Below are 17,214 nucleotides of genomic sequence, written 5' to 3' on the forward strand. Positions count from 1 at the left end.
ATCAGAGTCCTTGTTCACTGAGCCACAGGTTCAGCGCCGCCAACTGCCACAGCTTGGAGCCGCGCAACGGGGTCAACTGGCCTTGCGGGTCGGTCAGCAAGCGGTCAAGCATGGCCGGGTTGAACAAGCCGCGATCCTGGCTTGGATCGAGCAGCAGTTCGCGCACCCAGTTCAGCGTGTCGCCCTGCAAATGCTTGAGGCCGGGCACTGGGAAGTAGCCCTTTTTACGGTCGATCACTTCGCTCGGAATGACCAGCCGCGCCGCTTCTTTCAGCACTTGCTTGCCACCGTCCGGCAGTTTGAATTTGCCCGGCACCCGGGCCGACAATTCCACCAGGCGATAGTCGAGGAACGGCGTACGCGCTTCCAGGCCCCAGGCCATGGTCATGTTGTCGACACGTTTGACCGGGTCATCTACCAACATGATCGTGCTGTCCAGACGCAAAGCTTTATCCACCGCAGCATCCGCGCCGGGTTGTGCGAAATGTTCCTTCACGAAGTCGCCGGCCGCGTCATTCGCTGTCAGCCATTTCGGCTGCACGGTGGCGGCGTAGTCTTCGTAGCTACGGTCGAAAAACGCCTCGCGATACGCCGCATACGGATCGGCCGCGCCGTCCACTTGCGGGTACCAGTGATAGCCGGCGAACAATTCGTCCGCGCCTTGGCCGCTTTGCACCACCTTGCAGTGCTTGGCCACTTCGCGGGACAACAGATAGAAAGCGATGCAGTCATGGCTGACCATCGGCTCGCTCATGGCGCGGAACGCCGCAGGCAACTGCTCGATGATCTCGCTTTCCTGAATGCGCAACTGATGATGTTGGGTGCCGTAATGCTTGGCGATCAGGTCCGAATACTGGAATTCATCGCCACGCTCGCCGCCGGCATCCTGGAAACCGATGGAAAAGGTCGACAGGTTTTCCACGCCGACTTCACGCAACAGACCCACCAGCATGCTCGAGTCGACACCACCGGACAGCAATACGCCGACATCCACCGCCGCGCGCTGACGGATCGCTACCGCGTCGCGGGTGCTGTCGAGCACACGATCACGCCAGTCTTCCAGGGTCAGGTTCATCTCATCGGCGTGGGGGCCGTAGGGCAGGGTCCACCAGGTTTTCTGCTCGGTGGTGCCATCGGCTTCGATGCGCATCCAGGTCGCCGGCGGCAGTTTTTCAATGCCAGCGATCAAGGTGCGAGGGGCCGGGACCACTGCGTGGAAATTCAGATAGTGATTGAGTGCTACGGGGTCGAGCATCGGGCTGATATCGCCGCCCTTGAGCAACGCCGGCAATGCCGAGGCGAAGCGCAGGCGCTGGCCGGTGCGCGACAGGTACAACGGCTTCACGCCGAGACGGTCGCGGGCGATGAACAGGCGTTTGGCGTCGCGCTCCCAGATAGCGAAGGCGAACATGCCGTTGAGCTTGGGCAGAAGCGCTTCGCCCCAGGCGTGATAGCCCTTGAGCAGCACTTCGGTGTCGCCGCCGGAATAGAAGGCATAACCGAGGCTTTCGAGCTCGGTGCGCAGTTCCGGGAAGTTATAGATCGCGCCGTTGAAGGCCAGGGACAGGCCGAGTTGGTTGTCGATCATCGGCTGCGCCGAGCCGTCCGACAGGTCCATGATTTTCAGGCGACGATGGCCCAGGGCAATCGGCCCTTGGCTGTGAAAGCCCCATGCATCCGGGCCGCGAGGGGCCAAGTGATGGGTGATTCGTTCAACGGCCGCGAGGTCCGCAGGTTGTTGATCAAAGCGTAACTCGCCAGCTAATCCGCACATAAAGTCCTTACCGGTTTTTCCGTTGGGGAGGGTCAGTCGATACCGCGCCGACACGGCGGGTACTCTGAAACTGACCCGGTGGGTTGGCGGGAGTTTTAGATCGATCGGTTATAAGCAACAGGGCCGGGCTGTTGCGGGTGGCATGCATAACGGCAGGACTGCCGGGTGGTACATAGTGATAGGAAGCATGCGAGTTACTGCTCAAAGCAGTGCCGGAACGTCCCGGTTTTCGTGTTTTTTTTCCTGATGCAGAGTCGATAGGTTAAGGGGCTACTGACCTGCAATAAGGATATTGCTGATGTTGACCCCGCAAACGCCGGCGCCGGTTCGCCGAACATTGAGTCACACCGAAACCCTCACCGCGCTGCTGGAAGCGACCGGGGATCTGGATATCGCCGAGACGTTGCAAAAGGGCCTTCCCGCCTGGCTGCTCAAGGCGTCATCGACGGTCCTCGCAGCTCTGGACATGGATACGCGAACGCTGTTGGCCTACCAGCAAAAGTTCGAAGGATTGATGCAGAAACTGCAACCACTGGACACGTTTTGTGCGTCGCAATTGTCGAGCGCCCTGACTAAAAAGTGGTCCGTGACGTTTGATGTGAATAACGATGCGTTGGTGCTTCCGGGGTTTGATTGTGGCTGCGATGGCACAGAGACCGGGACCGAAGGTGTGGTGAAAATCCCCACGATCCGGCGCAGTCTGCTGCAGGCTGCGATGCAAAACTTCACCAGCACCGAAACCGGGAAGGATGGTTTTCCTGCCGAAAGCACCCTGGATATCGCCTCGACCCCAAAAGGTCTGGCGGGACTTACGCTACAAACCTTCGCCACCCTCTGTCGAGAGCTGGACCTGGGCAAACGCTATCAGGAACATATCCGTGAGGTGTTCAACTTGCCGGCGACTTCGGACGGCCTGGTCAACGACCTCAAATGGCTCAAGGTCCAGAAGCTCAGGGTGGATGCGCACCTGGCCTTTCTGAAAGAACACATCACCGAAGCTGCCTATAAAACCCTGCTGACGCTCAACACGCATAGCGGAACAGGCAGCGAGTCGGGCATCCAGAAAATCACCCACGGCAGCGAACCGCTGGTGATCCAGGGCATGGAATTGTTCGGCACCTGTGTGTGGGGCGTGGTGGTGTTCTCCAAGCGTTCGGTAGAAACATACCCGAATGATTGGTGCGTGGTTTACATGCCCAACGAACCGGGCCGACCGCTCTACGAATACAAGTCCTTTGCCGAGTTCAAGTTGTATCTGGGCCTGAAGTTGAAGGTGAAAAGCTACAAGGATTATTTCGCCGACGGGATCGAAGCAGACCAAAAACTGGCGTTCTTCAAGTCGGCGGCACAATCCAGCAACCTGGACACTTTCAAGGCGTTGCCGATCAGCGTGCCGCTGTTTCAATTCATGATTCAGAGCACCCTCGGCAAGATGCAGATCGATGCACGGGAGACGGCCGTGCCGACGGCGGATGTGGATGAAGATGTGCGCAAGAAGCGCCTGGAGAGTTTTCTTGAACTGGGTTTGACCGTCACCAATATCGCGGCATTTTTTGTCCCGGTGCTTGGGCAGTTGATGATTGGCGTGAGCGTCGGGATGGTGCTGGCCGAAGTCTATGACGGTGTGCAGGACTGGCAGCATGGCGATAAACAGGAAGCCCTGTCCCACCTGTTCAGCGTTGCGGAAAACCTTGCACTGATGGGGGCGTTCGCCGCTGGCGGCAAAGTGGTCGGTACCCTGATCAAGAAAACCGTGCGTGAACATCCGGAGTTTTTCAGCAAATTCGAATCAATGACGAATGGCAGTGGCAAGCCGCGTCTCTGGAAGTCCGACCTCAATCCTTACAAGCTTCCCCTGAGTACGCTGAGTGGCCGGGTTGCCGATGCCGAAGGGGTTTACCAGGTTGATGGTCAGATGCTGATCCGCATCGACGACAGCGCCTATCGGATTTACTACGATCTGGCGCTGAAGAAATGGCGGGTTCGTCATTCATCCCGCAACGATGCCTTTTCTCCGGTCCTGGAGCACAACGGCGAGCGCGGCTGGCGGCTGGCATTCGAGCAACCGCATCACTGGCGTGAAGGCAGTTATGCGCTCAAACGTGCAGATTCACGCCTGGCGGCGCTGGAAGACAACCGAGTGGAAAACCTTCGACGCGTCACCGGCACTTCGGTCCCTGACCTGCATCACCTCAACGAAGAAAGCCTGGTCTTGAGCGCTCGTCTGAAGGACAGCATCGAGCGTTTTCGCCTGGACCAGCGCATCCGTGACTGTATTGCTGCCCTGGAAAAAGGCGATCCACTTAGTGCCGTGCATGCGCCCGAGTACTTGGAAGCCTTGCCCTCGATGAGCGGCTGGCCGGCGGGGCGCTACATTCGGGTGTTGGGGCATGAAGAAAAGGTCAGCGCGGTGTATCCAAAAACCGCTCGTGTCGCTGACGAAGACTTGGCCATTGATGTCACTGAGACGGATCTGGCCCAAGGCAAGTTTTTCGAAAAAGTGCTGGCGGGTTTGTACCAGGCTGAAGTCGACACTTTGATCGGCGGCAAAGTCAGCACCGAAAAGGAAGTCGATGCACTGGCCAAAAAACTTGCCGACGCGTTGAAGCAGGATCGCCTGCCGCTGTTCAATCGCTTGTATGCGCTGCACGACGTCAGCACGGCGAGTGACGTGGACGTCGTCAGAAAGGAGTTTGTCCAGTTGCCCGTGGACATGGCGCAGGAACTGATCGATCAGGCCAGCAGCGTCGAGCGTTTGCGGCTGCGCGCGACGAAACGCGTGCCCATGGCGCTGGCGCAAAAATCTCGCAAAGCCTTGGCGGATGTACAGTTGGACAAAGCGATCAGCGGCTTGTACCTGCCGGAAATCGCCAGTGGCGACAGCGAAAAACTGGCGCTGGCCTTGCTCGAACACTTGCGTGGCTGGGACAGCAAATTGTTACTCGAAGTGCGTGAAGGCTCTGTCTCCGGCAAGGTGCTGAAGAGCATCGGTCAGCAGAGCAGTGTCCTCAAGCGCACCCTCGTCAAATCGGCGACCGGTTACCAAGCCTTTGGCAGCGATGCAAAGCCCCTGGCCACGGCAACAAACGGTCCGGACGCCTTGTATGAAGCCATCGCGCAAGCCCTCCCGCAAACACAGCGGACCGCCATGGGGCTGGGCGATCAATTGCCGGCGCAAGCCAGGCAGCTTCGCGGCCAGTTGCTGGCGCGGGCCACCGAGGAACGTGCGCAATCGGCGCGTTTGCTGGCAGGCAAACCCTTGGACATCGCTGCGCCAGACGCTTGTGTCCAGGCAGACCCCGCGCGGCCTTCGACGACCCACGCCCGTGCCTTGATACGCAAAGTGAAAAAGCTTTATCCGCTACTGACAGACTCACAGATCAATACGCTGCTCGATGGCCTGGGCACCGACCACCTGACCAGGGCCAAGGCAATCAAGCAACGCAAGGCACAGTTCGAAACCCTGCGCGGGTTGCTCAGGACCTGGCGCAACGACGATGCTGAGATGCGCAAGCTGCCGGGCGACTTGCGTGAGTACCAGCAAAGTCGTCGCCAAGTGGCCGATGCCATTGAGAACAGCTGGAGGCGACTGGGTTTACTGCGCGACGAGCAGGGGCACAGTGTGCCGGGGCTGAGCCTGGATGGTATGCGGATCGGCAAACTGCCGACTCTGCCGGCCGGCATCGACTTCAGTCACGTGCAGCGTCTGTCACTCAAAGGCATGGAGCAGGGCGACGATGTGGTGCATTTCCTGAAATCCTTCAAGGGCATTGAATCCCTGGAACTGGATGGCAACAAAATCACCGTGTTGCCCGAAGAGTTGGCGTTGATGCCCAAACTCATCCACTTGAGCCTGGCGAACAACAGCTTGCGCTTGTCCGAGACCACCCTGGTGAAACTGGCCGCCATGCGCTCGCTGGAGTCGCTGAACCTGAGCAAAAACGCGTTGGGCGCTACCCCCGATGTCAGCAAGATGTTCGATTTGCGTCTGCTGTCGTTGCGCGACACCAAGGCCACGGAACTGCCAAAAGGCCTGGTCCGGCTGCCCAACCTGAACTTCGTCGACCTGCGCGAGAACAACATCAGGACGCTGCCCGACTGGTTGTTCGATGTCTCCACACGCTTCAGCAAAAGCATCAATCTGCGCACCAACACCCTGGACGACGCCAGTCGCATCAAGCTCGAAACCTATCGCGATAGCACCGGCGTGGGCATGGGCTATTTCGAAGATGACATCGCACGCATGAACGAACAGAGCGCCAAGACACTTTGGTTGCCAGACGAAACCAGGGTCACTTACACCCGGCGTGGCGAGATCTGGACCGCGTTCAAGGATGATCCGCAGTCCGAAAGTCTGTTCCAGTTACTCGCCGAGTTGGGGAACACCGCTGACAGTGAATACGTTCGTGAGGACATGACGCGACGGGTCTGGTCGGTGCTGGAGGCCGCCTATGACGATGCGGCGTTGCGCGACCAGGTGCTGAATCAAGCGGCCAACCCGATCAATTGCACGGACACGGCGGCGATGAACTTCAGCAACCTGGAAGTGGCGGTGGAGGTCGATAAGGTGCGGCGGCTGTCGGGCAGCACCGCCAATTCCGCCAAGCCATTGCTGAAATTGGGAAGAGTGCTGTTTCGCATCGAGCGGTTGAATGCGATCGCCCTGGAACATAAAGCCACCCATCCGGCGGTGGACCCACTGGAGGCCAATCTGGCTTATCGAACGGGGCTGGCAGAGGCGCTTGAATTGCCGGGTCAACCCAAGTACATGCGTTTTTCCTCCCTCGGCGATGTCACGGCCAGCGACATCGCGGCGGCGAAAACCCAAATCCTTGCCGCTGAGCTTTCCCCGGCGTTGCGCGCGTCCCTGGCGAAGCAGTACTTCTGGACCGATTACTTGAAACAGCATTCGCCCAAGACGTTCACGACGATGAATGCGCCGTTTCAGGCCCGCTTGAATACGGTGTTCGACAAAGCCCCGACCTTGAAGGATGGCGATTATAGGGGGCAGGTCGAGGCCATCAACCGAGAACGCGATCTGGCCGAGACGAAGCTGCTGGAGCGCTTGACGGACGAGGCCATGAAGCGCGTTGACTTGGGTTTGTGTGCCCTCGGGGAAATTTGAATCAACTGCCGCGGATCAACCGGCGCAAGGCAAAACGGTTCGGATGACAGGCCTCGGCGACGCTGCGCGGCAAGGGCAACGGTTCGTTGTCCAGCCACGCGGCCAGCAACTCGCCGGACAGCGGCGCGGTGATCAAGCCCCGTGAGCCGTGACCGCTGTTGACGTACAAGCCATCGAGCCAAGGGCAGGGAATGTCCGGCACTTGTCGGGCGTCCTTGCTCAGGGCGGCATAGGCCTGATTGAACGCTTGGCCGTCGGCGAGCGGACCGACGATGGGCAGGTAGTCGGGGCTGGTGCAACGGAACGCGGCACGACCTTGCAGCTGTTCGACGTCCAGTTGATCGGCGTGCAGGCGGGTGACCAGATCGCTGGAAATTTCCTCCAGCAATTGCAGGTTGCCCAGGTGTTCGGCGGTGGTCGGTGTCAGGTCATCGCTGTTGAAATCGAAACTGGCGCCCAAGGTGTGTTCGCCCAGTCGCGCCGGTGCCACGTAACCTTCGGCGCAGACCACCGTGGACAGACTCTGGCTCTCGCTGGTTTGCGCCAGTCGAGTGATCTGACCGCGAATACGCTTGAGTGGCAGATCGGCACTTTGCGCAAAACGCTTGATCTCGGCGGCGCCGGCCAGCACCACCACCGGTGCACTGGCGAGCAAGGTTTCGCCGTCCCAGGCTTGCCACTGGTCATCGATCTTGCGCAGTTCCAGCACATCACGATGAGTCAGCAATTGAATATTGGGTTGGGTTGCCTGCCACTGACACAACGCCGGCGGATGCACCCAGCCACCTTCGGGATAGAACAAGCCGCCGTGGGCTAGCGCAATGCCGGCCCGCGCCTCGGCCTGTGGCTGATCCAGAACATGCAACAGGTCCGCAGGAAACGCCGCCGCCAATTGCGCCTGACGCTCGGCTTCCTTGGTATTGAACGCGAGTTGCAATACGCCGCAGCCGTCCCAGTCGACACCGCGATGCAAGTGTTCGAGTACGCGTCGAGTGTGGCCGAAACCGCTGACGATCAATTGCGATAACGCAGTGCCATGAGCCGACAGTTTCAAGTACAGCACGCCTTGCGGATTGCCCGAGGCTTCCTGGGCGACGTCGGCATGCCTTTCCAGCAAACTGACCTGCCAACCCCGCGCCGAGAGGCTGGCCGCACTCGCACAGCCGGCCAGACCGGCGCCGATCACCAAGGCACGGCGTTCGCCTTTATGCACGGGCGGACGGGCGAACCAGGGTTTGGCGATGACAGGTGCCGCGACTTCCGCAGGCCAACCGAGAAAGACGCCCCGCAGGATTTCCCATTTATGGCCGATGCCCGGCGTGCGCTTCATCTTGAAACCCGCCGCGTTGAGCAACCGACGCACCCAACCGGTGCTGGTAAAGGTGCTGATGGTTGAATCAGGCGCGGCCAGGCGCGCCAGTTCGGCGAACAGCTCGGCGGTCCACATGTCGGGGTTTTTCGCCGGGGCGAAACCGTCGAGAAACCACGCGTCGATCTGTGCGTCCAGCTGCGGCAACTGTTCCAGCGCATCGCCGATCAGCAGGGTCAGGGTGACTCGGCCGTTGTCCAGCACCAGGCGTTGAAAGCCCTGATGGATTGCCACGTACTGGGCCAACAACTGATCGGCGAAGGGCTTGAGTTCTGGCCACAGTGCCAGCGCCCGTTTCAGGTCCGGGGCGGTCAGCGGGTATTTTTCCACGCTGACAAAATGCAATCGCGCGCCGGCCACGGCTTGCTCTTCGAACAACTGCCAGGCGCAGAGAAAATTCAACCCGGTGCCGAAACCGGTCTCGCCAATCACCAGTCGACCGTCCGTGGGCAACGCGGCAAAGCGTTCCTTCAGGCGGTTTTGTTCGATGAACACATAACGGGTTTCGTCCAGACCGGACAGGTCGGAAAAATACACATCATCGAACACCCGCGAGTACGGGCGTCCCTGGTCATCCCAGTCGAGCTGGGCGTTGGGCAATTCGGAGTTCATGGCAGGCTCAGTAACGGCTAGGCGGGCATTCTATCTGATCAGGGCTTGTGTGCTTGATCCATGGCAGGTTCTTGGAACTCTGCTTGCGGGAAAATTGTGGCGAGGGGGCTTGCCCCCGTTCGGCTGCGAAGCAGTCGTGAAATCTGCCTGCTCGGTTTGACTGATAAATCGAGTCGTCTGGTTTGAGGGCCGCTTCGCCCCCCAACGGGGGCAAGCCCCCTCGCCACAAAAGCCCAAATAGTCCCGGCAACCCAGAAGCCACAACATCAAAAGCCTCGGGTCACACGGAATTTCTCTGATGATCATCAGGTCAATCCGCTAGTCTTGCTCAATCTTGGAAGGGAGCCGCCCATGTTCGAATCTGCCGAAATCGGTCACGCCATCGACAAAGAAACCTACGACGCCGAAGTGCCGGCCCTGCGTGAAGCCTTGCTCGAAGCGCAGTTTGAACTGCAGCAGCAACAACGTTTTCCGGTGATCATTTTGATCAACGGCATCGAAGGCGCCGGCAAGGGCGAGACGGTCAAGTTGCTCAACGAATGGATGGACCCGCGCCTGATCGAGGTGCGCACCTTCGACCAGCAGACCGACGAAGAACTGGCGCGGCCACCGGCCTGGCGCTATTGGCGGATGCTGCCGGCCAAGGGGCGCATGGGGATTTTCTTCGGCAACTGGTACAGCCAGATGCTGCAAGGTCGCGTTCACGGCGACTTCAAGAATGCGGTGTTGGATCAGGCGATCAACCAGTCCGAGCGTTTCGAAAAAATGCTCTGCGACGAAGGCGCGCTGATCTTCAAGTTCTGGTTCCACCTCTCGAAAAAACAAATGAAGGCGCGGCTCAAGGCACTCGCTGACGACCCGTTGCACAGTTGGCGCATCAGCCCGCTGGACTGGCAGCAGTCCCAGACCTACGACAAATTCGTCAAATACGGCGAGCGCGTGCTGCGCCGCACCAGTCGCGACTATGCGCCGTGGCATGTGATCGAAGGCGTCGATCCGCATTACCGCAGTCTGGCGGTGGGCCAGATCCTGCTCGAAGGCCTGCAAAATGCCTTGAAGCGGCCCGAGATCCATCCGGACAAGGTCAACGCCGCGCCGCTGCCGATTCATGTCGATCAAATGAATGTGCTCGACAGCCTGGATTTGACCCAAAGCCTGGACAAGGACGATTACGAAGAACAACTGATTACCGAGCAGGCGCGGTTCTCCGGCCTGATGCGCGACAAACGCATGCGTCAGCACGCCTTGGTGGCGGTGTTCGAGGGCAATGATGCGGCGGGCAAGGGTGGGGCGATTCGTCGGGTCGCGGCAGCCCTCGATCCGCGTCAGTACAGCATCGTGCCGATTGCTGCGCCCACCGAAGAGGAGCGGGCGCAACCGTACTTGTGGCGTTTCTGGCGACATCTACCGGCGAAGGGCAAGTTCACCGTGTTCGACCGTTCGTGGTACGGACGGGTGTTGGTGGAGCGCGTCGAAGGTTTCTGTCCGCCGGCAGACTGGTTGCGGGCGTACAGCGAGATCAACGATTTCGAAGAGCAGATCTCCGATTCCCACGTCATCGTGGTCAAGTTCTGGCTGGCCATCGACAAGCAGACTCAATTGGAACGCTTCCAGGCTCGGGAGGACATCCCCTTCAAACGCTTCAAGATCACCGAGGACGACTGGCGCAACCGCGACAAGTGGGATGCCTACCGTTCGGCAGTCGGCGACATGGTCGATCGCACCAGCACCGAGATCTCGCCCTGGACCCTGGTGGAAGCCAATGACAAACGCTGGGCGCGGGTCAAAGTGTTGCGCACGATCAACCGGGCGTTGGAGGAAGCGTTCGACAAGGCCGACAAAAAGGCCAGGAAGCACAAGAAGTAGGACGATGGTTGCGCATACGCGGGGTGAATGATTGTCGCGGTCGGCAATGAGGTGGACTTATGCTCGGTCCACTCTCAACCGACAACAACAATGAGGTATGCCATGCGTGAAGTGGTGATCGTCGACAGCGTACGGACCGGCCTGGCCAAATCCTTTCGCGGCAAGTTCAATCAGACCCGCCCGGACGACATGGCGGCCCACTGTGTCAATGCGCTGCTGACGCGCAACGACATCGACCCGGCCAGCGTCGAGGATTGCATCGTCGGCGCCGGCTCCAACGAAGGCGCCCAAGGCTACAACATCGGGCGTAACGTCGCGGTGCTCTCGCACCTGGGCATCGGCACAGCTGGCATGACCCTCAACCGTTTTTGCTCATCGGGCCTGCAAGCCATTGCGATTGCCGCGAACCAGATCGCCTCGGGTTGCAGCGACATCATCGTGGCCGGTGGCGTCGAGTCCATCAGCCTGACCATGAAAAGCGTCAACACCGACAACCTGATCAACCCGTTGCTCAAGGAACAGGTGCCGGGCATTTATTTCCCGATGGGCCAGACCGCTGAAATCGTCGCCCGCCGTTACAACGTCAGCCGCGAAGAACAGGATCTGTACGCGTTGCAGAGCCAGCAACGCACCGCGCAGGCTCAGGCGGCCGGTTTGTTCAATGATGAAATCGTGCCGATGGCGGTCAAGTATCGGGTTGAAGACAAAGCCACCGGCCAGGTGCAGATCCTCGATGGCATCGTCGATCACGACGACTGCAACCGCCCGGACACCACCCTGCAAAGCCTCGCCGGTTTGAAACCGGTGTTTGCCGAGGACGGTTCGGTGACGGCGGGTAACTCGTCGCAACTGTCCGACGGTGCGTCGATGACTCTGGTGATGAGCCTGGAAAAAGCCCTGGAACTGGGCTTGAAGCCGAAAGCGTTTTTCCGAGGTTTTACCGTGGCCGGTTGTGCGCCGGACGAAATGGGCATCGGCCCAGTGTTTTCGGTACCGAAGTTGCTCAAGGCCAAGGGCTTGCAGGTTGCTGATATCGATCTGTGGGAACTCAACGAAGCGTTCGCGTCGCAGTGCCTGTACAGCCGCAATCGACTGGAGATCGATAACGCCAAGTACAACGTCAATGGCGGTTCGATTTCCATCGGGCATCCGTTTGGCATGACCGGTTCGCGTCAGGTCGGGCATATCGTGCGGGAACTGCAACGGCGCAATTTGCGTTATGGCGTGGTGACCATGTGCGTGGGTGGCGGGATGGGGGCTACGGGGTTGTTTGAGGCGGTGCGTTAAACCTGAAGTTTTTTAGCGCCTGTTGAATTGCTTTCGCGGGCAAGCCTCGCTCCTACAGAAGATCGCATTCCCCTGTAGGAGCGAGGCTTGCCCGCGAAGGCCGCACCGCGATCTACCGGGTTTTGCTCTGAAGCTGCATCCGCTCGATATACGCCTGTATCTCCCGCGCCGCCGCCTCAGGGTTGTCGAACGGCCCTTCGAGGGTGTTTTCCCGAGTACTGAAATACAACTCCCCATTTACACGACACATCCGGTCACTGCGAAAGTGCGTAGCGGGGGCGTTGTCCTGGGCGCGCATGCCGTACATGGCGATCTCCTGAGGGTAGGTCCTGTTTGCGGATCCAATGAGCTTATGCCTGAAGTACTTGCCGCGCCTGGCGACCTGATCGACGGCACTTCGTCAATTTAGCGTTGCGACCTGCACAGTTTCATTCGCGGCCTATCCACAACTGTCCCTGTGTGCCATCGGGCGCTGAGCCTAGAATGACGATTCTCGTCACTTGGCTTTGGGGTCGGCATGCATATTTCATCGGGTCGCTGGGTGTACGGTCTGTTCCTGGCCTTGCTGACCGCGCTGTTGTGGGGAATCTTGCCGATCAAACTCAAGCAAGTGCTGGTCGTCATGGACCCGGTGACGGTGACCTGGTTTCGCCTGCTGGTGTCCGGCGGTTGCCTGTTCCTGTACCTGGCAGCGACCAAACGTCTGCCAAGCCGCAAAGTGCTCGGCCCAAAGGGCGGCTGGCTGGTGCTGATGGCGGTACTCGGGCTGGTCGGTAATTACGTGTTGTACCTGATGGGCCTGAACCTGCTGAGCCCCGGCACCGCGCAACTGGTGGTGCAGATGGGGCCGATCATGTTGCTGATCGCCAGCCTGTTTGTGTTCAAGGAGCGTTTCAGCCTGGGGCAGGGGATTGGCCTGTTGGTGCTGCTGATCGGTTTCGGGCTGTTTTTCAATCAGCGCCTGGCCGAATTACTGACGTCCCTGACCGATTACACCGCCGGCGTATTGATGGTGCTGGCGGCATCGACTGTCTGGACGTTCTATGCGCTGGGCCAGAAACAATTGCTGACGGTGTGGAATTCGTTGCAAGTGATGATGGTGATTTATCTGTTCTGCGCGCTGCTGCTGACGCCGTGGGTGCATCCGCTGGAAGCGCTGAGTCTGAGTCCGCGACAAGGCTGGCTGCTGCTGGCGTGCTGCATGAACACGTTGATCGCCTATGGCGCATTCGCTGAAGCGCTGGCGCATTGGGAGGCTTCGCGGGTGAGCGCGACCTTGGCGATTACGCCGTTGGTGACGTTTGTCGCGGTGGCCGTGGCGGCGTGGGCATGGCCCGAGTATGTGCATGCCGAGACCATCAATGGCCTGGGTTATGGCGGGGCGGTGTTGGTGGTGCTGGGATCGGCGCTGGTGGCGTTGGGGCCGTCGTTGATGGCGGGGCTCCGGGCGCGGCGGGTGAAGATGGCGGCCAGTTAGACCGCATTATCGTTCTTCGCGGGCAAGCCTCGCTCCTACAGTATTTGTGTCGTTCACCCATTATGCGAACGCTGCAAAACCTGTAGGAGCGAGGCTTGCCCGCGAAGACTGACTATCAGACGCTACAAACCTCAGCCCTTGGCCCCCGCTTCGAGCATATTCTCCGGTCGCACCCACGCATCAAACTGTTCGTCAGTCAGATACCCCAACTGCAACGCCGCCTCACGCAGGGTCAGCCCTTCGGCATACGCCTTCTTGGCAATCTCCGCCGACTTGTCGTAGCCAATGTGCGGGTTCAGCGCAGTCACCAGCATCAAGCCACGTTCCAGATGTTCCGCCATTTTCTCGGCATCCGGTTCCAGCCCGGCGATGCAATGCTGCTGGAAGTTACTGCAGCCATCGGCCAGCAGGCGAATCGATTCCAGCAGGTTGTGGATGATCACCGGTTTGAACACGTTCAATTGCAGGTGACCCTGACTCGCGGCAAAGCCGATCGCCACATCGTTGCCCATCACCTGGCAGGCGAGCATCGACAACGCTTCGCACTGGGTCGGGTTGACCTTGCCGGGCATGATCGAACTGCCGGGCTCGTTGGCCGGCAGCTTCACTTCAGCGAAACCGGCACGCGGGCCGGAGCCGAGCAAACGCAGGTCGTTGGCGATTTTCATCAGGGTCACGGCCAGGGTTTTCAGCGCCCCGGACAACGTGGTCAGCGGTTCATGGCCGGCGAGGGCGGCGAATTTGTTCGGCGCTGTGACGAATGGCAAACCGGACAGCGCGGCCAGTTCCGCGGCAATCGCTTCACCAAAGCCGTGGGGTGAGTTCAACCCGGTACCCACCGCCGTGCCGCCCTGGGCCAGTTCACAGACTTGCGGCAACGCGCTGCGGATCGCCCGTTCGGCGTAATCCAGTTGTGCGATAAACGCCGACAGCTCCTGGCCGAAGGTGATCGGCGTCGCATCCATCATGTGCGTGCGGCCGGTCTTGACCAGTTTCATGTGCCGCGCCGACAACTCGGCCAGGCCGCCCGACAATTCACTGATCGCCGGCAGCAATTGTTGCTGCACCGCTTGAACGGTGGCGATGTGCATGGCGGTGGGGAAGCAATCGTTGGAGCTCTGGGAACGATTCACGTGATCGTTGGGATGCACCGGCGCCTTGCCGCCGCGAGGGTTGCCGGCCAATTCGTTGGCGCGACCGGCGATCACTTCGTTGACGTTCATGTTGCTCTGGGTGCCGCTGCCGGTCTGCCACACCACCAGCGGGAACTGGTCGTCATGGCTGCCATCGAGCACTTCATCGGCGGCTTGCTCGATCAGCCGGGCAATGTCCGCAGGCACGTCGCCATTGCGATCATTGACCCGGGCCGCGGCTTTCTTGATCAGCGCCAGCGCGTGCAGGACCGCCAGGGGCATGCGTTCCTGACCGATGGCGAAGTTGATCAGCGAACGTTGGGTCTGCGCGCCCCAGTAGGCATCATCCGGGACGTCCACTTCACCAAGGCTGTCGGTTTCGATACGGCTCATCGGTCACACTCCTGAATGTCTGATTGCGCAGTTTAGGCCGTGTTCGGCCGATGTGGTTCCATCAGTCTGTTTTTTGACCGCTCAGCCCTGCAAATCAGGCCCTGTAAGGGGCAGGGGTTGAGCCATGACGTTTTTTAGGCGCAGAATGGTCGCCCTTGGGGTTTTACCTCGCCTGCTAGAAAAGGAAACTCGATGACTCGTCTTCGTGCCATCTGTACCGCGGTTGCACTGGTTTGCGCCAGCGGCCAGGTTTTTGCCGATACCGCCAGCCACAACGCCAGTGCCGAAGCTTTCCTGACCCTGGCGCACGCTGACAAATTGGGCACTCCGGTGTACATGCAAGTGCAGCAAATGTTCGCTCAGCGCTTTGAACAGACCAAAGCCCCTGAATCGAAAAAAGCCCTGCTGGAAACCTACCAGGCCAAGGCCAACGCCGCTCTGGACCAAGCCATTGGCTGGAACAAGCTGAAACCTGACATGGTCAAGCTGTACACCACCAACTTCAGCGAGTCCGAGCTCAAAGACCTGGTTGCGTTCTACCAGTCGCCACTGGGCAAGAAAGTCCTGGAAAAAATGCCGCAGCTGACCCAGCAATCGGCCCAGATGACCCAGGCCAAGCTCGAAAGCGCCGTGCCAGTGGTCAACAAGCTGTTGGCTGACATGACCAACGAGCTGGATCCGAAAGCCGGCGCCGCTGCTCCTGCAGCCAAGAAAAAGCCTTAAGCGGAGCCGGGTATGACCATGCAACAACGCATCGAATCGACGCTGGGGTTGTTACAGCCCGAGCACCTGCAAGTGCTGGATGAAAGCCATATGCACAGTCGTGGGTTGCAAACCCACTTCAAGGCCGTGGTGGTCAGCCAGCAGTTCGAAGGGCTCAATCGCGTCAAGCGTCACCAGAAAGTCTACGGCACGCTCGGCGAGCTGATGGGTGAGTTTCATGCGTTGGCGCTGCATACCTACACGCCTGAAGAATGGGCACAGATGGATGCGGCCCCGGCCTCACCGACCTGTGCTGGCGGCAGCAAGCATTGATGTCCTGCCCCCTGTAGGAGCGAGGCTTGCCCGCGAAGGCGTACTCAAGATCGCCATCGCGGGCAAGCCTCGCTCCTACAGAAGCGTTTATTTTTGCTAGAATCCGCAACGCGCCGCTAACCCGGCGCGTTTTTTTTCGCATCCGGTTCACCCCTTACGAGGGTAGCCACCTGGAGAATCACCCATGACACAACAGATTGTCGTGGCGGCACTGTATAAGTTCGTCACCCTGGAAAACTACGTCGAGATGCGTGAGCCATTGCTGCAAGCGATGGTCGACAACGGCATCAAAGGCACGCTGCTGATCGCTGAAGAAGGCATCAATGGCACCGTGTCCGGCAGCCGCGAAGGCATCGACGGGCTGATGGCCTGGCTCAAGAACGACCCGCGCATGGACGATATCGACCACAAAGAATCGTACTGCGACGACCAGCCGTTCTACCGCACCAAGGTCAAGCTGAAGAAAGAAATCGTCACCCTCGGCGTTGACGGCGTAGACCCGAACAAAGCCGTCGGCACCTACGTCGATCCGCAGAACTGGAACGCGCTGATCAGCGACCCGGAAGTGCTGCTGATCGACACCCGTAACGACTACGAAGTCGCGATCGGTACCTTCGAAGGCGCCATCGATCCGAAAACCACCAGTTTTCGCGAATTCCCCGACTACATCAAAGAACACTTCGACCCGGCCGTGCACAAGAAAGTCGCGATGTTCTGCACCGGCGGCATTCGTTGTGAAAAGGCTTCGAGCTACATGCTCAGCCAAGGCTTCGATGAGGTCTATCACCTCAAGGGTGGGATTCTGAAGTACCTCGAAGAGGTGCCGCAGGAAGAAACCAAGTGGCAGGGCGACTGCTTCGTGTTCGACAACCGCGTGACCGTGCGCCACGACTTGAGCGAAGGCGACTACGATCAATGTCATGCCTGTCGTACACCGATCAGCGTCGAAGACCGCGCATCCGAGCACTACGTGGCCGGCATCAGTTGCCCGCATTGCTGGGATAAGCTGAGCGAGAAAACCCGTCGCAGCGCCATCGACCGGCAGAAGCAGATCGAACTGGCCAAGGCGCGCAATTTGCCGCACCCGATCGGTTACAACTACAAGCAAACCCCTTCCGAGGCTTGAATCCATGTCTGCTCGCC

The 17,214-nt window shown here is 59.5% G+C and carries 11 protein-coding genes; 7 read left to right on the forward strand and 4 right to left on the reverse strand.

Annotated elements, in window-relative coordinates; genetic code table 11:
• Position 1: 1 nt before the first annotated feature.
• The gene (locus ACIOYV_RS26695; protein WP_054051867.1) at positions 2-1,774 is read right to left on the reverse strand and encodes an N-acetylglutaminylglutamine amidotransferase; all 1,773 of its coding nucleotides are present in this window, start codon (positions 1,772-1,774) and stop codon (positions 2-4) included.
• A 298-nt stretch (positions 1,775-2,072) separates the two neighbouring features.
• Here ACIOYV_RS26695 and ACIOYV_RS26700 point away from each other — a divergent pair, with 298 nt between their 5' ends.
• The gene (locus ACIOYV_RS26700; protein WP_401328491.1) at positions 2,073-6,899 is read left to right on the forward strand and encodes an NEL-type E3 ubiquitin ligase domain-containing protein; all 4,827 of its coding nucleotides are present in this window, start codon (positions 2,073-2,075) and stop codon (positions 6,897-6,899) included.
• Position 6,900: 1 nt separating this feature from the next.
• Here the strand turns inward: ACIOYV_RS26700 and mnmC are convergent, their stop codons facing one another.
• Positions 6,901-8,880 (reverse strand): bifunctional tRNA (5-methylaminomethyl-2-thiouridine)(34)-methyltransferase MnmD/FAD-dependent 5-carboxymethylaminomethyl-2-thiouridine(34) oxidoreductase MnmC, encoded by a 1,980-nt coding sequence (mnmC, locus tag ACIOYV_RS26705; RefSeq protein WP_401328494.1) that lies wholly within the window; start codon positions 8,878-8,880, stop codon positions 6,901-6,903.
• 351 nt (positions 8,881-9,231) lie between these two features.
• On the opposite strand from mnmC, the gene pap reads away from it, so the two are divergent.
• Positions 9,232-10,746 carry a polyphosphate:AMP phosphotransferase gene (pap, locus tag ACIOYV_RS26710; protein ID WP_401328497.1) on the forward strand — a complete coding sequence of 505 codons (1,515 nt, stop codon included), beginning with the start codon at positions 9,232-9,234 and terminating at the stop codon, positions 10,744-10,746.
• A 102-nt stretch (positions 10,747-10,848) separates the two neighbouring features.
• Entirely contained in the window at positions 10,849-12,033 is a 1,185-nt protein-coding gene (locus ACIOYV_RS26715; RefSeq protein WP_054613891.1) for a thiolase family protein, read from the forward strand.
• A gap of 112 nt (positions 12,034-12,145) precedes the next feature.
• On the opposite strand, the gene ACIOYV_RS26720 is transcribed toward ACIOYV_RS26715, so the two are convergent.
• The gene (locus ACIOYV_RS26720) at positions 12,146-12,340 is read right to left on the reverse strand and encodes a DUF6316 family protein (protein ID WP_290025103.1); all 195 of its coding nucleotides are present in this window, start codon (positions 12,338-12,340) and stop codon (positions 12,146-12,148) included.
• A gap of 210 nt (positions 12,341-12,550) precedes the next feature.
• On the opposite strand from ACIOYV_RS26720, the gene ACIOYV_RS26725 reads away from it, so the two are divergent.
• Positions 12,551-13,510 (forward strand): DMT family transporter, encoded by a 960-nt coding sequence (locus tag ACIOYV_RS26725; protein ID WP_054051877.1) that lies wholly within the window; start codon positions 12,551-12,553, stop codon positions 13,508-13,510.
• Positions 13,511-13,641: 131 nt separating this feature from the next.
• Here the strand turns inward: ACIOYV_RS26725 and ACIOYV_RS26730 are convergent, their stop codons facing one another.
• On the reverse strand, positions 13,642-15,036 hold the full coding sequence (locus ACIOYV_RS26730; protein ID WP_401328502.1) for a class II fumarate hydratase: 1,395 nt from the start codon (positions 15,034-15,036) through the stop codon (positions 13,642-13,644).
• A gap of 192 nt (positions 15,037-15,228) precedes the next feature.
• Between ACIOYV_RS26730 and ACIOYV_RS26735 the strand changes: the two genes are divergently transcribed.
• The 3 genes from ACIOYV_RS26735 (at position 15,229) to ACIOYV_RS26745 (ending at position 17,197) form a co-directional block, all read left to right on the forward strand.
• Positions 15,229-15,759 (forward strand): DUF2059 domain-containing protein, encoded by a 531-nt coding sequence (locus tag ACIOYV_RS26735; protein WP_163913102.1) that lies wholly within the window; start codon positions 15,229-15,231, stop codon positions 15,757-15,759.
• 12 nt (positions 15,760-15,771) lie between these two features.
• Positions 15,772-16,071: a BolA family transcriptional regulator gene (locus ACIOYV_RS26740; protein WP_054051883.1), complete on the forward strand. Its 300-nt coding sequence runs from the start codon at positions 15,772-15,774 to the stop codon at positions 16,069-16,071.
• Between the two features lie 184 nt (positions 16,072-16,255).
• The gene (locus tag ACIOYV_RS26745; RefSeq protein WP_054051885.1) at positions 16,256-17,197 is read left to right on the forward strand and encodes a rhodanese-related sulfurtransferase; all 942 of its coding nucleotides are present in this window, start codon (positions 16,256-16,258) and stop codon (positions 17,195-17,197) included.
• Positions 17,198-17,214 lie beyond the last annotated feature (17 nt).

The organism is Pseudomonas sp. NPDC087342 (assembly GCF_044744265.1).
GTDB classification, from domain to species: Bacteria; Pseudomonadota; Gammaproteobacteria; order Pseudomonadales; family Pseudomonadaceae; genus Aquipseudomonas; species Aquipseudomonas nunensis.

Bases quoted from the DNA above. Each gene is read 5' to 3' on its own strand.
- ACIOYV_RS26715 (WP_054613891.1), top strand. From the start codon at position 10,849: ATGCGTGAAGTGGTGATCGTCGACAGCGTACGGACCGGCCTGGCCAAA.
- ACIOYV_RS26700 (WP_401328491.1), top strand. From the start codon at position 2,073: ATGTTGACCCCGCAAACGCCGGCGCCGGTTCGCCGAACATTGAGTCAC.
- ACIOYV_RS26720 (WP_290025103.1), bottom strand. From the start codon at position 12,340: ATGTACGGCATGCGCGCCCAGGACAACGCCCCCGCTACGCACTTTCGC.
- pap (WP_401328497.1), top strand. From the start codon at position 9,232: ATGTTCGAATCTGCCGAAATCGGTCACGCCATCGACAAAGAAACCTAC.
- ACIOYV_RS26745 (WP_054051885.1), top strand. From the start codon at position 16,256: ATGACACAACAGATTGTCGTGGCGGCACTGTATAAGTTCGTCACCCTG.
- ACIOYV_RS26695 (WP_054051867.1), bottom strand. From the start codon at position 1,774: ATGTGCGGATTAGCTGGCGAGTTACGCTTTGATCAACAACCTGCGGAC.
- ACIOYV_RS26730 (WP_401328502.1), bottom strand. From the start codon at position 15,036: ATGAGCCGTATCGAAACCGACAGCCTTGGTGAAGTGGACGTCCCGGAT.
- mnmC (WP_401328494.1), bottom strand. From the start codon at position 8,880: ATGAACTCCGAATTGCCCAACGCCCAGCTCGACTGGGATGACCAGGGA.
- ACIOYV_RS26740 (WP_054051883.1), top strand. From the start codon at position 15,772: ATGACCATGCAACAACGCATCGAATCGACGCTGGGGTTGTTACAGCCC.
- ACIOYV_RS26735 (WP_163913102.1), top strand. From the start codon at position 15,229: ATGACTCGTCTTCGTGCCATCTGTACCGCGGTTGCACTGGTTTGCGCC.
- ACIOYV_RS26725 (WP_054051877.1), top strand. From the start codon at position 12,551: ATGCATATTTCATCGGGTCGCTGGGTGTACGGTCTGTTCCTGGCCTTG.